The sequence below is a fragment of the Labedaea rhizosphaerae genome, from assembly GCF_004362825.1.
GTDB classification, from domain to species: Bacteria; Actinomycetota; Actinomycetes; order Mycobacteriales; family Pseudonocardiaceae; genus Labedaea; species Labedaea rhizosphaerae.
In genome coordinates this window covers 62177-82545 of record NZ_SNXZ01000005.1, presented here as the reverse complement: position 1 = coordinate 82545, position 20369 = coordinate 62177, and the positions used below count along the sequence as shown (strand labels likewise).

Annotated in this window: 17 protein-coding genes; 5 read left to right on the top strand and 12 right to left on the bottom strand. The window is 72.0% G+C overall.

All coding sequences use genetic code 11. The features are described from left to right. Positions 1–139: 139 nt before the first annotated feature. Entirely contained in the window at positions 140–487 is a 348-nt protein-coding gene (locus tag EV186_RS27040; protein WP_133852273.1) for a hypothetical protein, read from the top strand. Continuing rightward, positions 484–1170 carry a hypothetical protein gene (locus tag EV186_RS27035; protein ID WP_133852272.1) on the top strand — a complete coding sequence of 229 codons (687 nt, stop codon included), beginning with the start codon at positions 484–486 and terminating at the stop codon, positions 1168–1170. The genes EV186_RS27040 and EV186_RS27035 overlap by 4 nt, the downstream gene beginning before the upstream one ends. 65 nt (positions 1171–1235) lie before the next feature. Here EV186_RS27035 and EV186_RS39510 read toward each other — a convergent pair whose 3' ends face one another. The 5 genes from EV186_RS39510 to EV186_RS27010 are packed head-to-tail and all read right to left on the bottom strand — an operon-like array spanning position 1236 to position 7176. Next, complete coding sequence (locus EV186_RS39510) at positions 1236–2519, bottom strand: hypothetical protein (protein WP_208115813.1); 1284 nt, start codon at positions 2517–2519, stop codon at positions 1236–1238. A gap of 20 nt (positions 2520–2539) precedes the next feature. Continuing rightward, complete coding sequence (locus EV186_RS27025) at positions 2540–3418, bottom strand: intradiol ring-cleavage dioxygenase (RefSeq protein ID WP_133852271.1); 879 nt, start codon at positions 3416–3418, stop codon at positions 2540–2542. After that, positions 3415–4464: a maleylacetate reductase gene (locus EV186_RS27020; protein WP_133852270.1), complete on the bottom strand. Its 1050-nt coding sequence runs from the start codon at positions 4462–4464 to the stop codon at positions 3415–3417. The genes EV186_RS27025 and EV186_RS27020 overlap by 4 nt, the downstream gene beginning before the upstream one ends. Before the next feature lies 1 nt (position 4465). Further along, on the bottom strand, positions 4466–6214 hold the full coding sequence (locus tag EV186_RS27015) for an FAD-dependent oxidoreductase (RefSeq protein WP_133852269.1): 1749 nt from the start codon (positions 6212–6214) through the stop codon (positions 4466–4468). A gap of 29 nt (positions 6215–6243) precedes the next feature. Next, positions 6244–7176 carry a helix-turn-helix domain-containing protein gene (locus EV186_RS27010; RefSeq protein WP_133852268.1) on the bottom strand — a complete coding sequence of 311 codons (933 nt, stop codon included), beginning with the start codon at positions 7174–7176 and terminating at the stop codon, positions 6244–6246. Between the two features lie 450 nt (positions 7177–7626). On the opposite strand from EV186_RS27010, the gene EV186_RS27005 reads away from it, so the two are divergent. Beyond that, complete coding sequence (locus tag EV186_RS27005) at positions 7627–9573, top strand: DUF6541 family protein (protein WP_133852267.1); 1947 nt, start codon at positions 7627–7629, stop codon at positions 9571–9573. A gap of 184 nt (positions 9574–9757) precedes the next feature. On the opposite strand, the gene EV186_RS27000 is transcribed toward EV186_RS27005, so the two are convergent. Next, positions 9758–11086, bottom strand: coding sequence for a helix-turn-helix domain-containing protein (locus EV186_RS27000; RefSeq protein WP_133852266.1), 1329 nt, complete (start codon positions 11084–11086; stop codon positions 9758–9760). A gap of 74 nt (positions 11087–11160) precedes the next feature. Continuing rightward, on the bottom strand, positions 11161–12462 hold the full coding sequence (locus EV186_RS26995) for an aspartate aminotransferase family protein (protein ID WP_166659352.1): 1302 nt from the start codon (positions 12460–12462) through the stop codon (positions 11161–11163). 143 nt (positions 12463–12605) lie between these two features. Here EV186_RS26995 and EV186_RS26990 point away from each other — a divergent pair, with 143 nt between their 5' ends. Further along, positions 12606–13466, top strand: coding sequence for a fumarylacetoacetate hydrolase family protein (locus EV186_RS26990; protein ID WP_208115812.1), 861 nt, complete (start codon positions 12606–12608; stop codon positions 13464–13466). 9 nt (positions 13467–13475) lie between these two features. Beyond that, positions 13476–14561 (top strand): helix-turn-helix transcriptional regulator, encoded by a 1086-nt coding sequence (locus EV186_RS26985; RefSeq protein WP_133852264.1) that lies wholly within the window; start codon positions 13476–13478, stop codon positions 14559–14561. Here EV186_RS26985 and EV186_RS26980 read toward each other — a convergent pair. Genes EV186_RS26980 through EV186_RS26960 form a run of 5 tightly spaced genes read right to left on the bottom strand, consistent with a single transcriptional unit; the run spans position 14540 to position 20343 of the window. After that, a complete protein-coding gene (locus EV186_RS26980) occupies positions 14540–15346 on the bottom strand; it encodes an amidohydrolase family protein (RefSeq protein ID WP_133852263.1) in 807 nt (268 codons plus the stop codon). The two genes, EV186_RS26985 and EV186_RS26980, sit on opposite strands and share 22 nt — an antisense overlap. Next, positions 15343–16092, bottom strand: coding sequence for an amidohydrolase family protein (locus EV186_RS26975; RefSeq protein WP_133852262.1), 750 nt, complete (start codon positions 16090–16092; stop codon positions 15343–15345). The genes EV186_RS26980 and EV186_RS26975 overlap by 4 nt, the downstream gene beginning before the upstream one ends. Then, positions 16089–17885, bottom strand: coding sequence for a heparinase II/III family protein (locus EV186_RS26970; protein WP_133852261.1), 1797 nt, complete (start codon positions 17883–17885; stop codon positions 16089–16091). The genes EV186_RS26975 and EV186_RS26970 overlap by 4 nt, the downstream gene beginning before the upstream one ends. Continuing rightward, positions 17882–18955, bottom strand: a complete 1074-nt coding sequence (locus tag EV186_RS26965) for a Gfo/Idh/MocA family protein (protein WP_133852260.1) — start codon at positions 18953–18955, stop codon at positions 17882–17884. The genes EV186_RS26970 and EV186_RS26965 overlap by 4 nt, the downstream gene beginning before the upstream one ends. 50 nt (positions 18956–19005) lie before the next feature. Further along, positions 19006–20343 carry an ABC transporter substrate-binding protein gene (locus EV186_RS26960; RefSeq protein WP_166659351.1) on the bottom strand — a complete coding sequence of 446 codons (1338 nt, stop codon included), beginning with the start codon at positions 20341–20343 and terminating at the stop codon, positions 19006–19008. Positions 20344–20369: the final 26 nt, after the last annotated feature.

The window sequence follows — 20369 nt, the reverse complement described above, 5'->3', positions numbered from 1 at the left end:
TCCGCCCGCGCGTTCCCGGTGTCCCGGGCACGCGGTCCCGAATGTCCCGGGCGATTTCCCCGTGACCGCGGAACGCGGGCTCGGGTGCGGGGAACGACCGGGAGTCCACCGTGGACGCAGTCGAACTTTGGAGGTTCTCGTGTCCCGTTCCCTGCGTGCCGGGCTGGTCCTGCTCGGCCTGATCTCGGTCCTCGACCTGCTGACGCCGTTGGTGACCGACGGCGACCACCCACCGATGCCGATCGCGCTCGGCGCCGCCGTGCTCGGGCTGGTCAGCCTGGCCCTGGTCGTGTCGGCGTGGCGCGGTGCGAAGCGCGCGATCGTCCCGCTCGTCGCGGGGCGCGTCATGTCCGCCCTCGCGGCGGTGCCCGCGGTGTTCGTGGCGGGGACGCCGGGCATGCTCGTAGCGGCCGTCGCCGCCGGGCTCGCCATCACGGTGACCGGTGCGGCTCTCGTGCTCGCTCCGCGGATCGGGGCGCTGCGATGACCGCCACCGCCGCGCCCGTGCTGTCCTCGCCGCGCCCCGCGCCGGTGTCCCGGATGTCACGGTGGCTGATGGCCGCGTTGCTGCCGATCGGCCCGGCCGTGATCGCCGTGCTCCGGCTCGTCATGCCGTACAACACCACGGACGACAGCGCCACGATCGTCGCGAAGGTGGCCGCGCACCAGCAGGCGCAGTCGCTCATCGTCTGGCTCGGGTTCGCCGGGCTGCTGACGTTGGTGCCCGCCGTGCTGTGGGTCGCTCGGCTGACCCGTCCCGCGGCGCCGCGCACGACGACCGCCGCACTGGTGTTGCTGGTGCCGGGCTACCTCGCGCTCGGCCTGCTGGTCGCGGCCGACGCGGCACTGCTGTCCGGCGTGCGCGACCACGTGGACTTCGCCGTGCTCGCCCGCCAGTTCGACGGGTCGCACCCCACCGCGGTCATCGCGGACGCGATCTTCGTGGCGGGCCACGTGGCCGGGACGGTGCTGCTCGGCGTCGCGCTCTGGCTCTCGCGCGTCGTTCCCCGGTGGGCGGCCGTGGCGACGATCGTCGCTCAGCCACTGCACTTCGTCGCCGCGGTCATCCTGGCCAGCCACCCGCTCGACTTCGCGGCATGGGGCCTGAACGCGGTCGGCTTCGCGGTGGCCGCCATCGCCCTCGTGCGGTCACCGGACCCGCGGGCCTGACGGCAAGCGGCGATTCTGAAGGCAAGTGGCTTGCCGTTGCGCGGGGCAACGGCAGGCCACGCCGTTCAGGGTGCCGGAAGCGGAGCCGACGCCTCAGCGGTGACGCGCATGGCCTGGTTCGGCCGGTACGCCAGGATGAGCCGGAACGGGTGCACGTCCCAGGTTTCCACGGCCCACAAGGTCATCCGGCCGTCGGTGCGGGCCTGGTGCTGGGCGTCGTCGGCGAAGTAGGCGTAGCCGGCCTTCTTCGGGTTCGACGGGGGCGGCAAGGTGTCCCAGAACTCCGCGCCCACCGGCACCGGGGACGCTTCCACGACGCAGTAGGGCTTCGCGCGGTCGCCGTCGGCAGGCAGCCGGCACATCAGCACGAAGTTGTGGCCGTCGGCCTCGGCCTTCGGGGTCAGGATCAGGATCTCGTCCCGATCGCCCGCGGCGACGGACACCTCACCGATCCAGTCGAACAGCCCGGTGAGGTCCTCGGCGGTGATGCTCGTGTACGCCGTCTCGTCGCTCACCGGCGCCACCCGCACCGGCGGCAGGTTCCCCGCCAAGGCGAGCGTGCCGGCCGCGGGGTGCAGCCACGCCGCTTCCCACGCCTCGTCGGTCCCGCTGATCGGGCGCCGATCGGTCTTGCTCCGGCCGAGCAGCGCACGCACGGCGTCGGGGTCCTGCATCTGCCAGAAGGTCATCTCCTGGTTCACCCACAACGGCAGGAACGGCCCGATCGGCAAGCCGATCGACACCGACACCGGCGACCCGAACGCGGGTTTGGCGGCGAACTCCGGCGCCAAGCGGGCGGTGGCGAGCACGTGCCGCAACCACCGGCGGCACCGGCTGAGCGGGTGGTCGGGGATGCGTTCGTCGTAGCGCGGGTCGTCGGCGCGGTTCCAGGGCAGCTTCGGGCTGGTCTCGGGCGCGTACGGGTGCGGGCTGGCGAACGCGTCGGGGCTCCCGGTCTCGCTGATGGTGTCCGCGAGCACCATCGACTCGCGGATGCCGGTCGTCGGTCCCTCCACCGCGGTCAGCTTCAGCACGGCGCTGCACGTGTCCTTCGGCACCGTGATCGAGGCGATGAACCCGAGCCCGGGCCGGTCGGGCAGCGGCAGCTTCACGATCTGCAGGAGCGCGGGCTGCCCGTCCACCGTGACGACGAACGCCTCGACCAGACCGCCGTCCGCCGCCGTCTGCACGGCCAGTTCGTGCCGCAGTCGCGGCAGGTCGTCGAGGCCCGCGGGCAGGTTCGGCACCAGGTCGAAGAAGTGCGACGACATCACGTCCCCGGTGGCCGGGTCCACCCAGACGTCGTCGTCTTCGCGCTGGAATCCGGACGTATCCGGAATTATCGACATGCCCCGACCCTAGTGGACGGTCACGCCGAGGCCGGGGCCAGGACGATGTCGAACCGCACGCGGGACCAGGTGCCTTCGATCACGCGGCCGTCCGGGGCCGGCGTACCGGCGTCCTGGCGGTCGAAGTCGCGGACCAGCGAGTCCTTCACGCCGAACACGGTGTCCGAGTCCAGCTGCTCGTCACCGCGGACGAAGATGTGGGTCACCAGCGTCCGCCGGCCCTCGGCGCTGACCATGAAGTGCAGGTGCGCCGCCCGCATGGGCGAGCGTCCGACCGCCTCGAGCATCGCGCCAACGGGGCCGTCGTGCGGGATGGGGTAGGGCGTGGGCGTCGTGCCCCAGAACGCGTACCGGCCCTCGGCGTCGGTGAACAGGTGGGCCCGCCCGGCCACGCGGTCGTCGGTGTACTGCACGTCGTAGAAGCCGTCCTCGTCGGCCTCCCAGACCTCGATGCGAGCGCCCGCCAGCGGCTTGCCCGAGCTGTCGGTCACCATGCCCTCGACCCAGCACGGCTCGCCGGGCGCACCGCCGGAGATGTCACCACCCAGCGGGATGGCCGGGCTGCCGGACACGAAGAACGGCCCGAAGACCGTTGCCTCCGTGGCGTCCCCGTACGCCTCGTTGTTGACCGCGATGGTCTGCATCGAGAGGCCCAGCACGTCCGAGAGCAGGATGAACTCCTGGCGCTTGTCGTCGGTGATGTGCCCGGCGGCGGTGAGGAACTCGATCGCCGCGGCCCACTCGGCCTCGGTCAGCCGGACCTCGCGGACGAAGCCGTGCAGGTGCCGCACCAGCGCGGTCATCAGCTCCCGCAGCCGCGGATCGGCGCAACCGTCGAACGAACGCTCGACCCGCTCGACGAGCTCGGCCTCGCGACGGTCCTGTTCAGCGGAGGTCATGGCGTTCCTTCCCAGGCCGCGCGCAGCAGCGTCGTGAGGTTCTCGAGAGTCACGGGGGTGGGGTTGCCGGCGGGAACAGCCGCCAGCACGGCCGCGGCGGCCGCGTCGATGCCGGCGGCGGGCATGCCGTAGTCACGCAATGCGCGCGGGGCGTCGAGCTGTGCCCGCAGCTGAGCCAGTCCGTCCACCGCGGACGGAGCGTCGAAGGCGGCGGCGATGCGCCGCTCGGCCGACGGGGCGGACGGTGCGTTGAACGCCAGCACGTGGGGGAGCACCACCGCATGGGTCTGGGCGTGCGGGAGGTCGAACATCCCGCCGAGCACGTGGCAGATCTTGTGGTGCAAGCCCGAGCCCGCCGACGCGAACGCCACCGCGGCGAGGTGGGCGCCGTAGAGGGCGTGTTCCCGTCCGTCCAACCCGGCCGGATCGGCCGTCACCGCGGGCAGTCCGATGTGGAGGGCACGGATCCCCTCGGCGGCAAGGGCCTGGTTGATCGGGTCGGTGCGAGGGGCCCACATGGTGTCGACGCAGTGGGCCAGCGCGTTCAGGCCGGACGCCACGCTCAGCTCCACCGGCAGGCCGACCGTCAGCGCCGCGTCGTACACGATCGTGCGGGGCAGCACCCGGGGATCGGTGCCGGTCGTCTTGCGTGCGTTCTCGGTGAGGCCCCAGACGCTGGTCGCCTCCGAGCCCGCGTAGGTGGTCGGCACCGCGACGATCGGCAGTCCGGTGGTCAGCGCGACGGCCTTGGCCAGCCCTGTCGCCGAGCCGCCGCCAACGCTGACCAGGGCGTCCACCTCGTGCGCGGCCGCCGCGGCGCGCGCCCGCGAAGCCACCTCGACCGGCACGTGCATGACGACCTCGTCGTGCCAGTGGGCGACCGGGACGTCGGCGGCGATGCGCGTGGCCACCGCCCGCGACGACGGCGACGAGATCACCATCAGCCGTGCCGCCCCGAGCGCCTCGGCCTCGGCGGCGAGGTTCGCCGCCGCCAGCCCGGAGCCGAACCGGACCCGTTGCGCCAGGGTGTCGTGGTCGAAGCGCATCTCACCCTCTCCCGAGGACCCTGCTCAACGCGCCGCGCAACGCGTCCGCGGGGTCCGACGGCATTGTCATCGACCGCCACGCGATGTGCTTGTCCGGTCGCACCAGCACGGCGCCGTCTTCCTCGACCGCGCGCAGCTTGGCCCAGTCGTAGTACAGGTCGGTCACCGCGCGGCCCGGCCCGATGACGACCGTCTCGAGGGGAACGCCGAGGTCGTGGGCGACCTTGTCGGCCGCGTCGGTCCACGCCTCGCCCGCGATGCCGGTGATGAGCGTGAACCGGTCGTACGGCACGAGGTCCATCATCGCCCGCTTCGACATCGTGTCGCCGACCCATGCGTGCGGCAGGTGCGAGCCGGGCACGGTCGACATCTCGTAGTACAAGACCTCGTCGCGGGCCGGCTCCGGCAACGGGCCGTCCGAGACGACGGCGTCGGATTCGTAGAACTGCCCGAGATCCATGCCGTGCGCGTTGAACTCGTAGTTCTTCAGCTCCATGGCCTCGATCAGCGCGGCCCGCTTCGCCGCGCCCGCGGGCGTGTTCGCCTTGCGTTCCTCGATGGCGGCGCGCATCTCCTCCTCGCTGGTGGCGTCGAGCAGCCCGAGCACCTCGAAGAACCGCACGAACTCGCGGCTGGACTGGTTGGCCCGCTTGACGATCCGCTCGGCCACCGGCGCCCGCTCGGTCGAGTACGTGTCGAGCAGGCTCGGCTCGGCCTGGCCGCGCAGGACCAGCGCGAGCTTCCACGCCAGGTTGTAGGAGTCCTGGATGGAGGTGTTCGAGCCCAGGCCGTTGCTCGGTGGGTGCCGGTGGATGGCGTCGCCGGCACAGAACACGCGCCCCTTCCGCAGGTGGGTCGCGTACATCTCGTTGTTGCCCCAGAGGCTGGTGCCGGTGATCTCGACGTCGATGTCCGGCATGCCGAGCAGATCGCGCACGATCCGGGTCGCGGCCGCGTCGTCGACCACCGGCGGCGGTTCGTTGATGTCGTAGCCCCAGACGATCAGCCACTCGTTCCACGGCCGCACCATCCGCACCAGGCCCGCGCCGATGCCGCCGACGTTCGCGCCCGGCTGGATGACCCAGTACAGCACCGACGGCCGGTGCCCCACGTAGGCGGCGATGTCGGCCTTGAAGGTGATGTTCATCGAGCCCGCGAGGTCCATCGCGCCCTCGAAGGGCAGGCCGAGGTCGGCGGCGACCTGGGAGCGCGCGCCGTCCGCGCCGATCAGGTACTTGGCCCGGATCGTGTACTCGGTGCCGGTCAGCCGGTCGCGCACGAGCACGTCGACGCCGTCGTCGTCCTGCTCGTGGGAGACGTATTCGGTGGCGAAGCGGGTGTGCGTCCCGCGCTGGGTGGCGTTCTTGACCAGGATCGGCTCGAGGTAGGTCTGCGGGATGTCGACCACCAGGCACGGCGACGCCAGCTGGTAGTCGGCCTCACGGGCGGGATGCGTGCCCCACGTGTGGATGCGGCCGATCTCCTCACCGGCGATCGACGTGCAGAACACCGTGTCGCCGACCAGGTGGTGCGGGGTGGCCTCGGCCAGCACCTGCTGCTCGATCCCCATGTCCCGGAACGTTTCCATGGCCCGCTGGTTGGTGATGTGCGCGCGGGGCGTGTTCGCGGTCCACCGGTACTTGGTGACCATGATGTTGTCGACGCCGAGCGTCGAGAGGAACAACGCCGCCGACGCCCCGGCCGGGCCGGAACCGACGATGAGGACGTCGGTCTCGCACATGGCTGTCATGCGTGCGAGTGTCGGCGGCGGCGCCGAGGTCAGGCCATCGATCCCGGCGGGGATGGCGGAAATGAGAACCCGCGCCGGACCTCGCCCGCGGTGACACCGAACCGCTTGCGGAAGCTCTGCGAGAAGTAGGCGACCGAGGTGAAGCCGCAGCGCACGGCCACGTCCGCGGTTCGCAGGTCCTTGTCCGTGGTGAGCACGCTGTGGGCGGCGTCGAGCCGGCGCGCCAGGACGTGCTTGGGCACGCTCGTGTCCGCGGCCGCGAAGAGCCGCGAGAGGTGTCGCTCGCTGATGCCCGTGGCGGTCGCGATGTCGCACGCGGACAGGGCGGGGTCGGCGAGGTGCTCCTCGATGAACGCCCGCGCGGCGGCCCGGTGGGCGACCGGCAGCTCGGCGTGGCCGGCGAGCACCGCGACGAGCTCCAGCACCGCCTGGTCGTCCGCGGGCACCGGGTTGTCGGTGCGCACGGCCCGGGCGACGAGCCTGGCCAGCGCGTGGCCGTGCGGGTTCTCGCTCGTCTCGACGACGACCGGGTCGCCGACCGTGTGCTGCCCGGTGAGCTGGGCGAACTCCGTGCGCGGCACCTTGACGGCCAGTTCGTCGAGGCCGTGGCCGAACCCGCGCAGGAAGGGCCGGTCGGCGTCGCAGACGAGGAGCTGACCCGGTCGCAGCACCCGCCGCCGGCCGTCCTGCTCGAAGACGGCGTCACCCATGACCGTCACGTAGACGGCGATCGCGTCGGCCGGGCTGCGTTCGATCGTGGCCGCGGAGCGCTCGACCACGTGCCGGGTGCCCCGGACGCGGGCCAGGTGCGTGCGTTCGAGCTGCAGGTTGACCTCGGTCGCGGCGAACGGCCGCTCGGCCGGCGGACGGCACGCGAGGGCGATCAACGAGTCGGCGTTGTGCTGCTCCCACGGCTCGACGCCGGCGGTCGCGAAGGCCCGCGCGCGCGGGATCGTGACCATGGCCCGCCCTCCTCCCGCCGGCGACTGCCCTGAATGGCCCATTGGGGGCGTTGAGTGTCCCGAGTGGGTCATTCAGGGCAGTCGGCTTGGATAGTTGTATCCTCAACGATCCCTGTGCTGTCAATAGCCCGGGTTCGGGCGTTCCGGATCGCCGCGCTCCCGGCCCGCCGAGTTGCGGCGGCTTGCGACCCCGCGCCCGGACTGCTCGGCTTCACGGCGTAACCGTTCCCCTCGACATTTCTTCTGCCGCCTCCGGGTCGCCGTCGAACGAATTCCATCGTTGTTCGCGTTCCTGGTGTTACGTCCACGCATCACTTGCGCTGCCAAGGAATTCGAGGCAACCGACCCGTCAGGAAGAGCGTCCTCAGTGCAATTGCGGGGGAATGACTTCGAGCGGTCACCGGCGGGCGCCGGCGCCGCTGTTTCGGCGTGGCCAAAAAGGGGGACTTGATGACGTGGTGGCAATTGTCGCCGATCGTGCTGTGCGCGGCGGTGATCGTGTTCCTGCCGGGGTATGCGCTCGGCCGGTGCTGGGGGTTGCGTGGGCTGGTCGCGGCCGGGGCGGCCGCGCCGGTGTCGGTCGGTGTCACCGCTGGGATGGCGGTGCTCTGCCCCGTCCTCGGCCTGCGCTGGTCGGTGTGGCCGGTGCTGGCGGCGTCGGTGCTCGCCGCGCTCGGCGGCCTGGCCGTGCGCCGGTTCGCACCCGCCGCGTTCGGGTCGCGACCGGCCGCGCCGCTGCGGGCCCGGTGGACGCTGGTGGTGCACGCGGGCGCGGTGCTGATCCCGGCGGTGTTGCTGACCCGCGGGCTGGTGCGGCTGATCGGCGGGCCGGACAACATCTCGCAGGCGTGGGACAACCTGTTCCACCTCAACGCGATCCGCTCGGTCCTGGACACCGGGTCCGGGTCGTCGCTGACCTTGGGGGAACTCGGCGCGAGCGACCGGGTACACCCCTACCCGGCGGCGTGGCACGACCTGGTGAGCCTCGTCGTGCAGGTGACCGGCACGTCCATCCCCGCGGCGGTGACCGCGGTGACGATCGTGGTGGCCGCGCTGGTGTGGCCCGTCTCGTGCATCTTCCTGACCACGAGGGTCACCGGGACCCGGCCGGTGCCGGTACTGCTGGCCGGTGGCCTCGCCGCCGTGTTCGGCGCTTTCCCTTACCAGCTCCTGTACTTCGGCCCGTTGTACCCGTTCTTCCTTGCGGTGGCACTGCTTCCGGCCGTGCTCGCGCTCGTGGCGATGGCGGCCGGGGTCGGCGCGCGGCACGGCACCCCGCGCTGGCTGCTGGTGCTGACCCTCGTGCCGGCCGCTGCCGGTCTGGCGCTGGCGCACCCGAGCGAATTCCTCGCGCTCGCCGTGTTCTCGGTGCCGGTGCTGGTGGTCGCGATCATCCGGTACCGGCGCCACGCCACCGGCGCCCGCCGCTGGATCCCGGTGGCGCTGCTCGCCGGCTACCTCGCGGCCGGCGCCGTGGTGTGGGCCGAGGTGCGCCCGAGTGCGGACGGCTCGCACTGGCAACCGGTCCAGACGCTTTCCCAAGCCATCGGCGAGGTGCTGACCGTGGGCACGATGAAGCTCGGGCCGACGTGGGTCGTGCTCGCGTTGACCGTCGTCGCGGCCGGGCTGGCGCTGCGCAGGCAGGTCAGCTGGTGGGTGCTCGGCGGGTACCTGATCGCCGCCGCGCTGTACGTGGCGACCTCGGCCGGCAAACCCGGGCGGGTGCGCAGCTTCCTGGCCGGGATCTGGTACGACGACCCGCACCGGCTGGCCGCGCAGCTACCCGTGTTCGCCGTGGTGCTCTGCACCATCGCGGCGGCGTGGAGCTGCACCCGCCTGCGCGCCGCGATGACCCTGCGTTTCCCCGACCGGGCAAGGCTTTCGGCGCCGCTGGTCGCCGTGCTGGCGTTCGTCGTCGCCGCCGGGATCGGCGTGGCCGGGCAGCGCAGCTCGGTCAACTCGGCCATCGGCACGGGCGGCAACGTGTTCCAGCGCAGCGACATGCTCTCGCCCGACGAACGCGCGTTGCTGGCCCGCCTGGATCGCACGGTACCCATCGGTGACACGGTCATCGGCAACCCGTGGTCGGGGGCGTCGTTCAGCTACGCCCTGGCCGATCGGCGCGCGCTGATCCTGCAGTACGGCACCAAGGTTCCCGCGAAGACGCAGTTTGTCCTGGACCACCTGCCCGAGCTGCGCACCGACCCCGCCGTCTGCGCGGCCGTGCGGGCGCAGCGCAGCTGGTTCGTCCTCGACTTCGGCGGACCGCAGTACCTGGGCATGAACGCGCACTACCGCGCCATCGACACGGCGGCGGTCAACTCCGGTCTGACCGTGGTGGACCATCAAGGAGCCGCGACGCTGTACCTGGTGACCGGGTGCCGGTCCGGGCGTTAGGCACTGTCCTGCGGATCCGTGGTCGCGGTCTTCGCGCCGAGGCGGCCCCTGGCGGCGTTGGCGGAAAGCCCGAGTACCTCCGGTACGAGGGCTTCCCGCCGCCTTGCCAGGAACCACCTCGATCACGAAGCCCATCGACCGAGATCCACAGGACAGCGCCCAACCGGTGACCTGGCCGGCCCCGTCAGCGACCGTTGACCAGCCGGTAGGTCTGCCGCGGCCGACCCCGGCTCAGGGCCGCGGCCGGCGGGACAGGCCAGGCGAGCCCGTCGCGAGCGAGGTCCTGCAGCACGCGGCGGGCGGTGCGCGGGCTGGTGCCGAGCAACTCGGCGGCCAGCTTGGCGTCCACCACCTTGGCGTCGTCGGAGCCCTCGTCGGCGAGCCCGGCACGCAAGGTCGCCAGTGCCTCGCGACGGCGCGGGTCCGGCATGGGTGCATCAGCCGGCGCGGACTCGGTTCCGTGGTTCATGGCCATGGTCGAGCCGTCGCGCAGGCGCACGTAGACCCGCGCCGCGCCGCTGGCCCGCGCGTCCACGAGGGCCCGCTCGGCGTTGGTCTCGGCGGCCGCCGCCGTCGCCCCGGTGCCGAGCCCGACGTAGGGCGTCACGCCGGTGGCCCGGCGCACCACCGTGACGAACGGCGCGCGGGTGAAGCCCTGCGTGGCCTCGGTGATCGAGCCGAGCGTCGCCACCAGCGCGACACTGGTGTCGGTGCGCGGCATCAGGCTGATGGCCAGCCGGTCGGCCTCGGGGCGCAGCGCGCGCACCACCTCCATGCGCAGCTCCGTGGCCGCCCACGCGCCGCGCGGGTCGGTGCCCGGCCGCCGCGGCACCTCGGGGATCTCGACGACGCCGACCACGACCTGCGCCTCACCGAGCATGCTCCCGGCGCCGAGGAACGTGGCCGTGCGCAACGACGCGCGCAGCGCCGAGCCGGTGGCCCGGATGCGGACGGTCGGCACCTTGGCCCGGCGCAGCTCCCGGTCGACGGCGTCCACTGTGGTCAGTGCGCCGCCGGTGCGCCCCTGCTCGAACAGCTCCCGGTGGAACCGGGCGAACTGCAGCGCCGATTCCGGTCCCTCGTAAGGCATCGCGTGCACCGCCGCGTGGCTGATGTCGCACTCGTCGTAGGCTTCGGCGATCGCGTCGCGGTGTAGCGAGTCGATGCTGACCCGGCGCAGGTCGACGTCACCGCGCTGGATGGTCCGCAGCATCGCGCCGTAGAGCGAGGACCCGGACAGCTCGACGAAGGTGGCCGGACGGGTCAACACCCCGGCGTCCTTCGCCATGTCGTAGGGGAGCGGGCCGGCGAACAGCAGCACGTCCACGTCCTCGGCGATGCCACGCACGCGACCGGGGATCTGGCGGTAGTTCTGGTAGCTCGTGCTGGTCAGGCTCATGGTGGTCGCCTCGGTCATCACGAGCCGGTGCCCGACGTCGACCATCCGGTGCACGACGTCCCTGGGACCGACCACACCGATGCGGACGGTGCCGGTGGCGTCGGGCAGAGTCATCGGATTCGCTCCCTTTCCGAAGGTGCGGTGAACAATAGTGCTCCTCACCGGGTGGCCGCCGTTTTCCGTTCCGGTCAGAGCGCGGCAAGGGCCTCCTCGGCGACCGCGACGGTCTGGTCGACGTCGTCGGCGGTGTGCGCGGTGGACAGGAACCACAGGCCGCGCGGCACGATGTTGACGCCCCGGTCGAGCAGGAGCTGGTGCAGCCGCGCCATCGTGGCCCGGTCGGTCGCGGCGAAGTCGCGGTAGTCCGACACCTCGGTCGCCTCGGTGACGTAGGTCTGCACGACCGGGCCGGGCCCGGTGACCAGCAGCGGAACACCGGTCCTGGCGGCCGCCGCACGCAGGCCCTCGGCGAGCCGGTTGCCGAGGTCGAACAACGTCGGGTAGACGACATCGCGCTGCTCGTCGAGCACCGCCAGCGTGGCCTTCGCGGCCGCGATGGCGACCGGGTGGGAGTTGAAGGTGCCCGCGTGCGCCACCTTGCCGGTGGCGATGTCGTCCATCACCTCGGCCTTGCCCACCAACGCGGACAACTGCATGCCACCCGCCATGGCCTTGCCGAACGTGGCGAGGTCGGGGGTGATCCCCAGGTACTCCTGCGCGCCGCCGGGCGCCATCCGGAACCCGGTGATGATCTCGTCGAAGACGAGCAGGGCGCCGATGTCGGCGCACAACTTCTGGACGCCCTCGAGGAACCCCGGCTTCGGCATGATCACGCCCGTGTTGCACAGGATCGGTTCGAGGATGATCGCCGCGAGGTCGGTGCCCTCCCGGTCCACGATCGCGGTCAGCGCGGCCAGGTCGTTCCACGGCGCGACCACGAGATCGGCCGACGAGCTGAGCTGCTGGCCGCCGGTGCCCCCGACGGCGCTGGGCGCATGCGGGTCGCCCGCGCGCGACAGGTCCGGGTGGACGCTGTAGAGCACCGGGTCGAACCAGCCGTGGTAGTGCCCCTCGAACTTGAGGACCTTGGCGCGGCCGGTGTGCCCGCGGGCCAGGCGCAGCGCACCGTGCACGGCCTCCGAGCCCACCGAGTTGAAGCGCACGCGTTCGGCGCTCGGCACCAGCCGGCACACGGCCTCGGCGACCTCGACCTCCGCCTCGTGCTGGGCGGAGTAGACGACACCGCGCCGGGCCTGTGCGGCGACGGCCGCCGCGACGACCGGCGAGCTGTGCCCCAGGATCGCCGGCCCTTGGCCGAGCACGTAGTCGACGTACCTCGTGCCGTCCACGTCGATGAGGTGGGCGCCCTGCGCGTGGTCGACGAACAACGGCACCCCGGGCATCCGGCGCGCGTCGCTCGACACGCCACCGGCCAGCACCCGCTGGGCGCGGGCCGCGAGCTCCCCGGTCCGATCGAGCTTCCTGATCATCGGCTGGACCTCCCGTGACATCGGACTGCGGACGCTTCGCCGGCACATCGCGCAAGAACGCGTACGTCACCGCAACGCAGCGGCCTTGCCGGGACCGGGCGGATGCGCGACGTTGGTCCGGTACCCGGCGAAAGGCGAGTGGCATGCGGTTGGCACGGATCCGGCGCGGCCCGGGCGAACGGATCGAGCTCGCGGCGCTGGTCGAAGGCGAGGAACTGGTGTCGCTCGCCTCGGTCGACGGGTGCGCCGACGCCGACCCGGTGGCCGCGCTCGCCGAGCTGGGCGTGGAGCGGCTCGCCGAGCACACCGCACGGCTCGCCGGTGGCGAGCGGCTCGCGGCGGCCGAGCTCGTGTTCGAGCCCCCGGTCGCCACGTGCACCAAGATCTGTTGCCTGGCCCTGAACTACGCCGACCACGCGGCCGAGAGCGGGCTCGAGGTACCACCGGAGCCGGTGTTGTTCTTCAAGCCGACCACCGCCTTGATCGGGCACGGTGCGGTGGTGCGCCCGCCCGCGCGCACCCGGCACGTCGAACACGAGGTCGAACTCGCCGTGGTGATCGGGCACGTGGCCCACGGTCTCACCGAGGAGAACTGGCAGGACGCGGTCGCCGGGTACACGGTGGTCAACGACATGACCGCGCGGGACCTGCAGCTGGCCAACATCGCCCGCAACCAGCCGTGGGACCAGTTCAAGGGCTTCGACACCTTCGCCCCGCTCGGCCCCTACCTGGTGACCAGGGACGAGGTGCCCGACCCGCAGAACCTCGAGCTCACGCTGACCGTCGGCGGCGAGGTGCGCCAGCGGGCGAACACCAAGCAGATGGTCTTCCCGCTCCCGCGGCTGCTCGCCGACCTCTCCGACGGGATGACGCTGCTGCCCGGCGACGTCATCGCCACCGGCACCATGGCGGGCATCGCGCCCGTGGCCGACGGCGACGTCATGCACGCGACGGTGGCCGGCGTCGGCACGCTGACCAACCCCGTGCGGTGGCAGTCGACCTAGACTCACCGCATGAGCGCTCCGGTCGCCCTTGCCCTGGTGCTCGACCTCGACGACTTCCAGCTCGACGCCGATCGCCGCGGTCCCGGGTGGGCGCGGACCACGCTGGCGTCCGTAGGCGAGCTGGTCCGCACCGAATGCGACGGGCTCGACGGGGTCGAGATACGCCCCGAGCCGCCGGACTCGTGGCTGGTGACCATCCGCCGCCCGGTCGCCGATGCGTTGGCCGCACAGGGATCCGGGCTCGCCCACCGGTTGCGTGACGCTGTGGCCGCGCGGACGTCGACCACCGCGTCGGTCGGCCTGAGCCAGGTCGTGCACGGCACGTTCGCGCCCGCGGAGGCGGCGCGCCTGGCCCGGGAGACGCTCGCCTACAAGACGCTCGGCGGAACGGGCCGGATCCTCAGCCTCGGCCCGCCGAGCGCGTTCGAACCACCGGACCTCCGGCGCCCGGTGGCGGCCTTGCTGCGGTCCGGGTCCGCGACCGAGGCGGCCGGGCTGGTGCAGCGCTGGGCCGCGACGGCGTTGCGGCGCGGGGTGCCGCCCTCCGAGGTGTTCGACATTTGGCTGCCTGCCTTGGTTCTGGAGGTCACCCATGCGCTCACCGGCTCGCCCGACATGCGCGGCGCCCTCGCCCACACGCCGGTCGCCGAGCTGGCGGGGATCGCGGGCATCCACGAGCACAGCCACCTCGCCGGCTGGCTGCTGGACTGCATGACCCGGCTGAGCGCGGTGGCGGCCACGACGGCGCCCTCGCCGTTGGTCGAGCGCGCCGAGCGGCTCCTGCGGGAGCGGTGCGGCGAGCCGGACCTGAGCCTCGGCGTCCTGGCGCAGGCGCTGGCCGTCAGCCCGTTCCACCTCGCCCACGTCTTCCGCCGCGAGCGTGGCACGACGGTCAAGAACCAGCTGACCGGCTTGCGGGTGCGGCGGGCGTTGCGGTTGCTGGCCGAGGGCGAGCTGAGCGTCGGTGAGGTCGGGCGCCGCTGCGGGTTCCGCACGCAACGGCAGTTCCGCGCGACCATGCAGCGGGAGACCGGCCACGCGCCGAGCCGGTTGCGTCGCGACGGGTCCCGGGGTCAGGACCGCTCACCCGCGTGAGCGAGCAGCCCGGCGATGGTGCCGCCGAGGACCATCGTCTTCTCGTCGTCGTCCAGGGCCGCGAACACCAGGCGCCCCAACGAGGAACGCATGTCGATGAACGGGAAGTCCGAGCCGTACACCAGGCGCTCGGCGCCCACCTCGCGCGCCATCCGCACGATCAGCTCGCCGTGCCCGTGCGACCCGCAGAGCTCCAGGTAGAGGTGCGGGTGCGCCTTGGCGATGGCGATGGCCTCGTCGATGCCCTCACGCAGCACGCCCGCGTGGCCGACCAGGATGTTGGCCTCGGGGTGCCGCTCGGCGACCTGGCCGATCTGGCGCAGGTCGTCGTAGGGCGAGCCGAGCCAGCTGTGGGTCAGCACCGGGCGCCCGGTGCGCTCGGCGAACTCCCACACGGCGGCGTAGCGGTCGCCGGTCACGGCGTAGTGGTGCAGGTCCGGGTGGACCTTGATGCCGACGAAGCGCGGATCGCCGGCCCAGCGGGCGATCTCGGCCTCGGGGTCCTGCCACGGGTTGACCACGATGTAGCCCTGGATGCGGCCGGGGTGGCGGTCGACGGCACGCGCGGTCTCCTCGTTGCCCGCACGCGCGTCGAGCTGGATGCCGAGGTGGCTGGAGAGGATCGTGCGCCGCACGCCGCACCGGTCCATCGCCCGGACCAGGCCGTCGCTGTCGTTGCGGGGGATGAAGAACAACGAGTAGGGACCGACGTGGGCGTGCGCGTCGATGATCTCGATGGCCTGCTGCGGGCGCCGCTCGCGCAGGGCGTCGATCAGCGCCTTCACCCGAACACCCCCGGTCCTGGCAGCATCGCCTCCAGGTTGGCGTGCCCGACGGCCGCGGCGTCGTCGTCGGACAGCTCCGACCACAGCAACCGCGTGACCGCCTCGGCCGGGTCGCGCAACGGGCCGCCGGTGCCGAACACCAGCCGGTGCGGCCCGACCGTCGCGGCGAGCCACTCCAAGCCCTCGTGCGTGGACAGGTCGGACAGGTCCAGGTGGACGTTCTCGGTCCGGCCGAGCACCGCCATCGCCTGGCGCAGCACCCGGTACCCGGTCTGGCAGACGATCACGGCCAGGCGCGGGTGGGCCGTGGCGAGCGCCTCGATCGGTCGCCAGCCGGCCTCGGCGAGGTCGACCAGCAACGGCAGGCCCGCCTCGGCGAACGCCGCGGCGTAGTGGGCGAAGTCGGGGTCGTCGAGGTCGAAGCCGTGGTCCTTCGGGTACACCCGCATGGCGCCGACGCCGGCGGCCAGTGCCGCCGCGACGAAGCGGTCTGGCTTGTCCAGCTCGCCGCAGGACTCCGGCAACGCGACCCAGCAGGGCCGCAGGCGTTGCTGGCCACGCAGTTCCGCCACCACCCGGCGGTTGCCGGTCGCGGGGTCGTGCCGCCACGCCATGGTGTGGCTGACCAGCGCCCGCTCGATGCCCAGTCTGTCCATTGCGGACAAGAGGTCGGGAACTGCCGACCCGCCGACCACACCCCACGGGTAGCCGCCGAGCCGGCAGTTGGCGTCATGGAGCCGCGTCATCGCTGCTCCCACCGCGCCGTGGCCACGACCTGACCATCGGCGCCCCGTCGTTCCCACCGGCCCCTGTCAACGGAGTCGATGAAGCTGCCGCAGGTGATCCGCCACCCACCGTCACACGACGAAAGGCGGGGTGGCGCAACGGATTCCGTCGACGTGGCGGTCAGCAGCACGTCGAACCGGCCGACGGGGGAGTCCAGCCGCAAGGCGTGCAGTGGACCGAACTCGCGTGGCTTGCCTCGCGGCAGCTGCCCGACGCCGACCTCGGTGCGGGCCGCGAGCAGCGCGCGGTGCGCGGGCACGACGTGCAGCGCCGGGCCGCCGGTGCTCGCGAAGCCGCCGTCCACGCTGCGCCACTGCGCGGGGCCGTGGATCGACCAGGTGGCCGGGCCGCCGCCGTCGACGGTGTCGCTGATCAGCCAGTACGCCGGATCGCCTGCCACGAAGAGGATCCGGCGCTCGACGCGCCGCGAGTACCCGTGGTGGTGGGCCCGAAGGACGGTCACGTGCTCGGTGACGGTGAACTCGTCGAGCTCGCAACGCCGATCGGTGGTCATCTGCTCGTCCGGCAGCGTCACGACGTTGTGCGCGGCCGGGGAGCGGTACCAGCTCTGGTAGAGCGGGTCGTCGTAGGTCGGTGGGCCACCGGCTTCGATCGCCAGCGGCGCGTCGAAGGCCACGAGCACGAAGTCGGTCACGGCGAGGTGGCTGTGCGACTCGAGCTCGTGCTCGACGTAGGGGCCGACGTTGACGATCATGAAGGGATTGGCGGGTGGTTGCCCGGCGAGGATCGCGTACCCGCTGCTGGGCAACAACTTCGAGCCCGGCTTCGGCTCAGGCAGTTCGATGTCCGGGTAGACGACCGGGCTGTCCTGCCAGGCCGGGACCCAGCCGGCCGGGGTGCGCATGGCGGCGAGCCAGTCGTGGGCGGCGCCGAAGGCCGGGTGGTCCGACGGCCGCCAGCCGAGGTGGCGACCGGCGACCTCTTCCGCGCGCCGCAACGCCTGCAGGCAGAGCACGTGGTAGCCGGGCGACCGTTCGTGGTGGCCGCCGTCGGGGTAGAAGTCGCGGTCCAGGTGTTCCAGGGTGCGCTCGCGGCCGACGCGCGCCCACTGCGGCGCCTCCTCGGCGTCGGGCAGGAAGGCCGCCACGTGCAGGAGTTCGGCCGCGCACACCAGCTGCCAGTTGCCGTGCCGGAACTCGTCGTGCTCCTCGGCGGCCCAGCGGGCGCCGCCGAGCACGGTGCGCAGCATGTCGGCGAACGTCGCGTCGTCCAGCGCGGGCGTCTCGGCGAAGGTCGTCATCGCGGGCACCAGCACCATGGCCCGCGCCCACACACCGAGCGAGTACCAGACGACGTCGAGCCCCGGCCAGTCGCCGACCACGACGTCCCGGCTGGCGTACCAGGCCCGGAAGATCCGGCCGAACGCCGCCGGGTAGGCGTCGTCGCCGCTGAGTTCGTAGGCCTGCACCAGCGGCGTCATCCACGTCAGGTAGTGCAGCCCGTACAGGCCCGAACGCCCCGCCGCGGGCGAGACGAAGTCGACCTCCCGGGTCAGAAGTTCCTTCGCCGTCTCGAGGATCTCGTCCGCCGCGGCGGTGCCGCGCGCCTGCTCGGCCCACTGCCTGTGGTCCGGCGTCGGATGGCGATCGGGTCGTGCCGCCAGGTGCGCGCGCACCGCGGCGGGGCTCGCGCCGGGCAGGCCGACGCCGGCCGCGAGGTCGTCGTCGGCGATGTGCCGCATGCGCGTCGGGTGCACGTGCGGTGGCCGCTCGACCGGCGCCGGCGGGCTCATGGGGCCGGGGCCACGGGGATCGGCACGCCCCGCTTCGCGGACTCGTGGGCCGCGGCGAGCACGGCGGTGACGTGCCGGGAGCTGGCCACGTCGATCAACGGCTGCCTGCCGGTCAGCGCGCAGTCGACGAAGTGGAACACCGCGTCGCGGTAGGCGCCGGAGGGCTGGCCGTGCAGGTTGCGCTGCAAGGCGTTGCGCGGGTACTGGAACGCGGACTCGGTGGCGATGGTGATGTTCTCCACCTGCCGGTCCAGTTGCGTGACGCCCTTCTCGAACACCGCCTCGACGAAGCTGTCGGTGACCGTCGGGAAGGTGTTCGGGTAGATCCAGCACGACTCGAAGGTCGCGACGGCGCCACGCGAGTAGCGGCACTGGATCTGCATGGCGTCCGGGGTGTCGATGCCCATCGCGGTCAGCACACCGCTGCGCGCGGACGCGAAGACCTCGACCACCGTGTCCCGGTAGAGCCAGCTGACCAGGTCGATGTCGTGGCTGGACAGGAACCACGCGCACGTGGTGCCGGCCGCCCACTTGATCATCTCGGTGGGCACGAAGAGCGTGTCGTTCTTGCGGGTGTGGCCGACCACCGCCTCGCCGAGGTCGGCGCTCAACGCGTACGCCTGCGCGTAGGCGGGCACCCAGCGGTGGTTGAACAAGCACATCGCCACCACGCCCGCCGACCGGATCGCCTCGACGGCCCGGTCGGCCTGGTCGACGTCGGTGGTGAACGGCTTCTCCACCAACAGGTCCACGCCCGCCGCGGCGCCGGCGACCATGGCGTCGGCGTGCAGGTGGTCCGGTGTCGCGATCACCAGCGCGTCGACCACGCCGGCGGCGAGCAGCTCGTCGAGTCCGGAGTAGACGGTCGGCCGGTCGTGCCCGTCGGCGTGCAGCTTGCCGGCGAGTTCTTCCGCGCTGGACTGTGTTCTGTTGGTGAGGGCCGTGACGCGCACAGCGGGGTGCGAGGCGATCGTGGCGGCGTTGGCCTTGCCCATGATGCCGGTGCCGACCACGCCGACGCGCAGCTCGCTGCGCGCCGGCCGGGTGCCGCGGAAGGATTCCTGGGTCATCGACTGCCTTCGGTCACTTGACTGCCCTGGGTTCATTGACCGCCCTGGGTTCATTGACCACTCAGGGCCTTGTTCCAGGCGTCGGCGGCGGTGGCGAGCGCCTGGTCGGCGCTGACCGAGCCCTGCATGAACGCGCGGACCTGTTTGCTCAGCGCGTCGCTGAGCTCGGCGTCCTTGCCGGAGCCGAGCTGGCCGTCGACCAGGTTGGGCAGCTCGGACACGATCAGCTGGCGTGCCTTGCCGATCGGCGAGGTGTCGGTCTTGTCGGTGAAGAACGCGTCCTTGGTGGTCGACACCGTCGACGGGTAGATCGCCACCAGCTTGCAGAAGGCGAGCTGGTTCGCGCCGTTGGTGACGAACTTGGCGAACGCGGCCGCCGCCGCCTGGTGCTGGGACCGGGCGGGCACGGCGAGGGTCTGCTGGCCGAGCAACAGGTACTTGCCGTCCTTGGTCGTCGGCGGCTTGGTGATGGCGAGGTTCTTGTAGACCGTCGGCGAGTTGTTCTCCAGCGACGTGAGCACGAACGGGTAGCCGTCGGGCACGAACGCGATCTGCTGGTTGTCCAGGCTCTGCGGGAAGTTGCGGGTGTCCGCGGAGATGGCGCCGGGGGCGATCGCGTGGCTGTCGTAGGCCTTCTTGAACTTGTTCAGCACGGCGACCGCGGCTGGCGTGTCGAACGCGGCCTTCTTCTTGTCCGGCGTCAGCATCGGGATGCCCTCGTAGCTCAACACCGCGGTCTCGCCGTTGACGTAGCTGGGGATCGAGTTGGTGCCGTAGACCTTGGTCTTGTCGTACACCTGCTGGCCGAGCGCCAGCACCTCGTCGTAGTTCTTCGGCGGGTTCGCCGGGTCGAAGCCGACCTTCGACATGATCGACATGTTGTAGACCCCGACCGGGGCGCCGCCGTTGTACCAAGGCAAGGCGATGAGCGATCCGTTGGGGCGCAACGAGTTCAGCAAGCCGGGCTGGTAGTCGGCCAGCTCGTTCGGCTGGACGAACTTGCCCAGGTCGACCATCTGGTCGGCGAACCGGCCGAGGTTGGCCGAGTCGATGTTCACCACGTCGGGCACGTCGCCGCTGGCCACCGACGAGAGGAACTTGGTGGCGATGTCCTTGCCCGGCACGTCCACCCAGGTGACGTGCACCTTCGGGTGGCTCTTCTGGTAGCTGTCGATCAACCCGGTGATGTAGCTGCCGAAGTTCTTCTTCAGGTTGATCGTCCAGAACGTGATGTCGCCTTCGTCCGCGGCGCCGGCGCCGGACCCGCCCGCGTCGCTCGGGCCGGAGACGCAGCTCGTGGCCAGTGCCGCGACCGCGGCGAGGACCAGGGGAGCGACGAACCCGAGTAACGACCGGCGGCCTCGGCGCTGGTGGCTGGTGATCCGCACGGGGTCCTCCCTCTCTCGCCCAGGGA

Coding starts and splice junctions, on each gene's coding strand:
- EV186_RS27035 (WP_133852272.1), top strand. CDS start 484: ATGACCGCCACCGCCGCGCCCGTGCTGTCCTCGCCGCGCCCCGCGCCG.
- EV186_RS39510 (WP_208115813.1), bottom strand. CDS start 2,519: ATGTCGATAATTCCGGATACGTCCGGATTCCAGCGCGAAGACGACGAC.
- EV186_RS27025 (WP_133852271.1), bottom strand. CDS start 3,418: ATGACCTCCGCTGAACAGGACCGTCGCGAGGCCGAGCTCGTCGAGCGG.
- EV186_RS27020 (WP_133852270.1), bottom strand. CDS start 4,464: ATGCGCTTCGACCACGACACCCTGGCGCAACGGGTCCGGTTCGGCTCC.
- EV186_RS27015 (WP_133852269.1), bottom strand. CDS start 6,214: ATGACAGCCATGTGCGAGACCGACGTCCTCATCGTCGGTTCCGGCCCG.
- EV186_RS27010 (WP_133852268.1), bottom strand. CDS start 7,176: ATGGTCACGATCCCGCGCGCGCGGGCCTTCGCGACCGCCGGCGTCGAG.
- EV186_RS27005 (WP_133852267.1), top strand. CDS start 7,627: ATGACGTGGTGGCAATTGTCGCCGATCGTGCTGTGCGCGGCGGTGATC.
- EV186_RS27000 (WP_133852266.1), bottom strand. CDS start 11,086: ATGACTCTGCCCGACGCCACCGGCACCGTCCGCATCGGTGTGGTCGGT.
- EV186_RS26995 (WP_166659352.1), bottom strand. CDS start 12,462: ATGATCAGGAAGCTCGATCGGACCGGGGAGCTCGCGGCCCGCGCCCAG.
- EV186_RS26990 (WP_208115812.1), top strand. CDS start 12,606: ATGCGGTTGGCACGGATCCGGCGCGGCCCGGGCGAACGGATCGAGCTC.
- EV186_RS26985 (WP_133852264.1), top strand. CDS start 13,476: ATGAGCGCTCCGGTCGCCCTTGCCCTGGTGCTCGACCTCGACGACTTC.
- EV186_RS26975 (WP_133852262.1), bottom strand. CDS start 16,092: ATGACGCGGCTCCATGACGCCAACTGCCGGCTCGGCGGCTACCCGTGG.
- EV186_RS26970 (WP_133852261.1), bottom strand. CDS start 17,885: ATGAGCCCGCCGGCGCCGGTCGAGCGGCCACCGCACGTGCACCCGACG.
- EV186_RS26965 (WP_133852260.1), bottom strand. CDS start 18,955: ATGACCCAGGAATCCTTCCGCGGCACCCGGCCGGCGCGCAGCGAGCTG.